This is a genomic window from Streptomyces sp. LS1784 (assembly GCF_020103755.1).
Lineage (GTDB): Bacteria > Actinomycetota > Actinomycetes > Streptomycetales > Streptomycetaceae > Kitasatospora.
In genome coordinates this window covers 1-4,660 of the sequence record NZ_JAHSQD010000614.1, presented here as the reverse complement: position 1 = coordinate 4,660, position 4,660 = coordinate 1, and the positions used below count along the sequence as shown (strand labels likewise).

Genomic DNA, 4,660 nt, shown 5'->3' with positions numbered 1-4,660 from the left:
GAAGAGGTCGCCCTGGGTGGTCGCGGGCGGGCCGGGGACGGGCCGCGGCGCCGGGCGGGGCGCGGACTCCTCCGGATCGCGGTAGGCGGGCGGCTGCTCGTGGTAGCCCTGCCAGCCCTGTCCGCCGCCGGGGCCGCCGTACGGGGCCTGGCGCGGCTCGTAGCCGCCGGTGTCGTAGCGGGGGTGGTCGTAGTCCTGCTCGTACGGCTGCCCCTTCTCGTAGGGCCGGCCGTGCTCGTACGGCTGCTGGTAGTCCTGGCCGCCGTAGTCGGGGGTGTCCTCCTCGGCCGGGCCCGGGTAGGGCTCGACGGGGGCCTGGGCGGCGGGTGCGGGGGTGGTCGGTATCGCGTTGGCGTCGACCATCACGGCGATCCGGACCGGGCGGCTGAGCTCACGGCTGAGGGCCTCGGTCAGCTGCGGCAGCAGCCGGCCCTCCAGCACCTGCTTGGCCCGCTCGTTCGGGGTCGCCAGCAGGGCGGTGTCGTGCATCATCCACATCGGCTGGGTGCGCTGCACCCACTGCTTGTCCATCTCCCCGACATCGGGGTCGCTGACCAGCCGCTCGACGACCCTGGCCCAGACCGGGACGAGGTCGCTGTTGACATCAGCCACTGGTGCACGCTTTCCAAGAACAAACCAGACAAGTTCTACAACGGTAGTCAGCGAACAGGGCCGGATCAAGTCGTTGTCCACAGGCTGTGGGCAAAGCGGGGCGGAGGCTGCTGGTTTGACCCTCGCACCCCGTCCCGCGTACCGTAACCAGGTCGAGTTGTCGATGGCCGCTGCCGCATGTCCGCGGGTCCACCCGCTCCATAAGGCGCGCAGCACGGGCGCCGTGGATTGCCTCAGACCCCAGCCGAACTGGGGCGATGGGCCGGATTTCCGAAATCAGGGGAGATCACGCGGACGCACGGTGACGGCCAAGCGACTCCCCGTCATCCTACGATTCACCTCAGGAGCCCCCGAGTGAGCAAGCGCACCTTCCAGCCGAACAACCGTCGCCGCGCGAAGACCCACGGCTTCCGGCTGCGTATGCGTACCCGCGCCGGCCGTGCCATCCTGGCCGCCCGCCGTGGCAAGGGCCGCGCCAGCCTGTCCGCCTGATCCGCGCCAGAGTCTGTTGTGCTGCCCTCCGAGAATCGGCTGCGGCGGCGCCAGGACTTCGCGACCGCGGTGAAACGCGGTCGCCGGGCCGGCCGGCCCCTTCTGGTCGTCCATCTCAGCAGAGAGGGTGACCCCCAGGGGCAGGCCGACCGGACCAGCGACTCCCGCCCGCACGTCGCCGAGGGGACTCCTTCGGCGCGTGCGGGTTTCGTCGTGAGCAAGGCCGTTGGCCCGGCGGTCGTCCGCAACCTGGTCAAGCGCCGGTTGCGCCACCTCGTTCGTGATCGTCTGTCCAGGCTGCCCGCCGGTAGCCTGATAGTGGTGCGTGCGCTGCCCCAGGCCGCGACCGCCTCGTACCAGGACCTCGAACGTGACCTGGACGCGGCACTCAAGCGGTTGCTGAGGACGGAGCCCGCCGCCACGGCGCCGACGGGAGCAGGGCGATGAAGTACCTGCTGATGGGTCTGATCAGGGTCTACCAGTGGACCATCAGCCCACTGCTCGGTCCGGTCTGCCGTTATTACCCCTCCTGCTCGCACTACGGCTACGAGGCCGTGAAGGTGCACGGGGCGGTCAAGGGCGGCGGACTGACCGCGTGGCGCATCCTGCGCTGCAATCCGTGGACGCCCGGCGGGGTCGATCACGTCCCGCCGCGCAAGCATCCGGTGTGGCACCGGCGGTTGCGAGACTGGCTGAAGAGCCGGTCCGCCACCGGAGACCCGGTGACCGCCACCCCCGCCGGTCCGGACCCCGAGGGCCCGGCGACCATTGGTCCCGTGCGGCCAATCCACCTGTCCAAGGAGCCTGACCGGTGACCTTCTCCTTCCTGAATCCCCTGTACACGGCGGTGTCCTGGATCATCGTCCAGTTCCACTCGCTGTACAGCAACATCTTCAACCCGGACGGTGGCTGGGCCTGGGGTCTCTCCATCGCCTCGATGGTGGTCGTCATCCGGATCTGCCTGATCCCGCTCTTCGTGAAGCAGATCAAGGCGACCCGGGCCATGCAGGCGATCCAGCCGAAGATGAAGGCCATCCAGGAGCGCTACAAGAACGACCGGCAGCGCCAGTCCGAAGAGATGATGAAGCTGTACAAGGAGGCGGGTACCAACCCGTTCTCCAGCTGCCTTCCCATCCTCGTGCAGGCGCCGTTCTTCACCGCCCTCTACGGTGTGCTGGCCTCGGTCGCCAAGGGCAGTTCGATCGGTGTGATCCACGGCGACCTGCTGGTGAGCGCCGGCAAGGCGCACATCTTCGGCGCCCCGCTCTCCGCGACCTTCGTCGGCAGCAGTGAGACCAGCGTCAAGATCGTCACCGCCGTGATGATCATCCTGATGTCGCTGTCGCAGTTCGTCACCCAGCGCCAGCTGATGACCAAGAACGTCGACCTCACGGTGAAGACGCCGTTCATGCAGCAGCAGAAGATGCTGATGTACGTCTTCCCGATCATGTTCGCCGTGATGGGCATCAACTTCCCGGTCGGTGTCCTGGTCTACTGGCTGACCACGAACGTCTGGTCGATGGGCCAGCAGCTGATCGTCATCCACAACAACCCGACCCCGGGCAGCAAGGCCTTCCAGGAGCGCCAGGAGCGACTGAAGAAGGCCGGCCGGCTGCGTTCGGACGGTACGGAGATCAAGGGCGCGCTCTGGGGCATGCTGCCCCCGTCCAAGGCCGCCATCAGCGAGGCGGCCAGCGCCGCCGCGGTCGTGGAGGAGTCGGTTCGGGCGAGCCGCCAGCAGCCCCGTCGGCAGTCCAAGTCCCAGCGCCAGCAGGGCGGTGCCGGGCAGCCGGCCGCCGACCTGAGCAAGGAAACCAAGGCCGAGGAGCCTGTCGACACCGTCCCGGCCGATTCCTCCCCGGCCGACTCCGGTGGCAAGCCGGCGGCCGCCAAGCAGACCGGGGCCAAGCCCGCCGGTACCAAGCAGGGCACCCGGCAGCAGCCGAAGCGCGGTGGCGCCCAGCGGCCGAAGAAGAAGTCCTGACCGGCCCCGAGCCTGGCGTGACAGCCGCGAAGAGCTTCGTTCCCGGCCCGACAGACGGGCCCATCTCCGAAGGAGTCCATCAGTGACGGAAGGCACCACCTCCGCCGTCGAGGCCGAGGCCGCCGCCAGCGCCGACGAGAGCCTCATCTCCCGCCTGGAGCAGGAGGGCGACATCGCGGCGGACTACCTGGAGGGTCTGCTCGACATCGCGGACCTCGACGGTGACATCGACATGGACGTCGAGGGCGACCGCGCCCTGGTCTCCATCGTCAGCGACGGCAACGACCGCGCGCTGCAGCGCTTGGTCGGCCAGGACGGCGAGGTGCTGGAGGCCCTCCAGGAGCTGACCCGGTTGGCTGTCCACCGGGAGACCGGCGAGCGCAGCCGCCTCATGCTGGACATTGCCGGCTTCCGGGCCCGCAAGCGCGAGGAACTGGCGGTGCTCGGTGCCAAGGCCGCCGAGCAGGCCAAGAGCACCGGCGAGCAGGTCAAGCTGCGGCCGATGACGCCCTTCGAGCGCAAGGTCGTCCACGACGCGGTCGCCGCGGCCGGCCTGCGCAGCGAGTCCGAGGGCGAAGAGCCCCAGCGGTGTGTGGTCGTGCTGCCGGTCTGAGGCCGACAGGTCGACGACCGGCCGCCGCGGCGGCCGGAGAGCTTCACCGGACGCGACCCCGTCCGCCTCGTGCGGGCGGGGTCGTCGTCCCTTCTGGGATGTTTCACGTGAAACAGTGCGTTGAGCGGGTCGGTGGATCCGGGGATCGGAGAGGTCGAGATGGACACGGAGAACGCGGCTGCCGGCCGGCCGGGGGCGGACGTGGACCCGGCCGCTGAGGGGCGGGCCACCGAGCTGGAGGCGTTGCCCGAGGCGCCGGCCGCGGCCCGGGAGGTCTTCGGCGAGCGCTACGACGCCGCGGTCCGCTACACCGAGCTGCTGGCCACCGCGGGTGTGCAGCGCGGGCTGATCGGGCCCCGAGAGGTGCCCCGGCTCTGGGACCGCCACGTGCTGAACTGCGCGGTGCTGGCCGAGTTGCTGCCCTCCGGCATCACCCTGTGCGACGTCGGCTCCGGGGCCGGCCTGCCGGGCATCCCGGTGGCGCTGGCCCGCCCGGACGTCTCGGTGACGCTGCTGGAGCCGCTGCTGCGCCGGACCACCTTCCTGGAGGAGGTCGTCCGGGAGCTGGGGCTGGACAACGTCACGGTGCTGCGCGGCCGCGCCGAGGAGATGGTCGGCAAGCTCGCGGTGGACGTGGTGACCGCCCGGGCGGTGGCGCCGCTGGACCGGTTGGCCGGCTGGGGCATGCCGCTGCTGCGCCCGCACGGTCAGATGCTGGCGCTCAAGGGGGACAGCGCGGAGCAGGAGCTGGCCGACTCGCGGGCCGGACTGGCCAAGCTGGGTGCGGTCGAGTGGAGCGTCATCGGGGTGGGCGAGGGCACCCTGGAGACCTCGACCCGGGTGATCCAGGTGAAGGCGGGGGAGAGCCCCGGCGGGGTGAAGGCGGCCACCCGGCGCGCGAAGGCGGCCCGGGCGGGCCGCAACGCGAGCGTCCGGACCGGCGAGCGCGGCCGGGGCGG

At 70.6% G+C, this 4,660-nt stretch carries 6 protein-coding genes and 1 pseudogene; 6 read left to right on the top strand and 1 reads right to left on the bottom strand.

The window, feature by feature from the left end; translation table 11 throughout:
• A pseudogene (locus KS423_RS38965) lies at nt 1-612 on the bottom strand (chromosomal replication initiator DnaA); the annotation flags it as partial.
• A 354-nt stretch (nt 613-966) separates the two neighbouring features.
• On the opposite strand from KS423_RS38965, the gene rpmH reads away from it, so the two are divergent.
• The 6 genes from rpmH to rsmG all read left to right on the top strand — a co-directional run.
• Nucleotides 967-1,104 carry a 50S ribosomal protein L34 gene (gene rpmH, locus KS423_RS38960; RefSeq protein WP_030059672.1) on the top strand — a complete coding sequence of 46 codons (138 nt, stop codon included), beginning with the start codon at nt 967-969 and terminating at the stop codon, nt 1,102-1,104.
• Between the two features lie 18 nt (nt 1,105-1,122).
• The gene (rnpA, locus tag KS423_RS38955; protein ID WP_224284464.1) at nt 1,123-1,551 is read left to right on the top strand and encodes a ribonuclease P protein component; all 429 of its coding nucleotides are present in this window, start codon (nt 1,123-1,125) and stop codon (nt 1,549-1,551) included.
• A complete protein-coding gene (yidD, locus tag KS423_RS38950; protein WP_224284463.1) occupies nt 1,548-1,919 on the top strand; it encodes a membrane protein insertion efficiency factor YidD in 372 nt (123 codons plus the stop codon). The genes rnpA and yidD overlap by 4 nt, the downstream gene beginning before the upstream one ends.
• Nucleotides 1,916-3,088 (top strand): membrane protein insertase YidC, encoded by a 1,173-nt coding sequence (gene yidC / locus KS423_RS38945; protein WP_224284462.1) that lies wholly within the window; start codon nt 1,916-1,918, stop codon nt 3,086-3,088. Before yidD ends, yidC begins: the two co-directional genes overlap by 4 nt.
• Before the next feature lie 82 nt (nt 3,089-3,170).
• Complete coding sequence (locus tag KS423_RS38940) at nt 3,171-3,701, top strand: R3H domain-containing nucleic acid-binding protein (RefSeq protein WP_224284461.1); 531 nt, start codon at nt 3,171-3,173, stop codon at nt 3,699-3,701.
• A 159-nt stretch (nt 3,702-3,860) separates the two neighbouring features.
• A partial coding sequence (rsmG, locus tag KS423_RS38935) for a 16S rRNA (guanine(527)-N(7))-methyltransferase RsmG (protein ID WP_224284460.1) occupies nt 3,861-4,660 on the top strand: 800 nt, incomplete at its 3' end.

Excerpts from the sequence above, each read along its gene's own strand:
- yidD (WP_224284463.1), top strand. The coding sequence starts at position 1,548 with ATGAAGTACCTGCTGATGGGTCTGATCAGGGTCTACCAGTGGACCATC.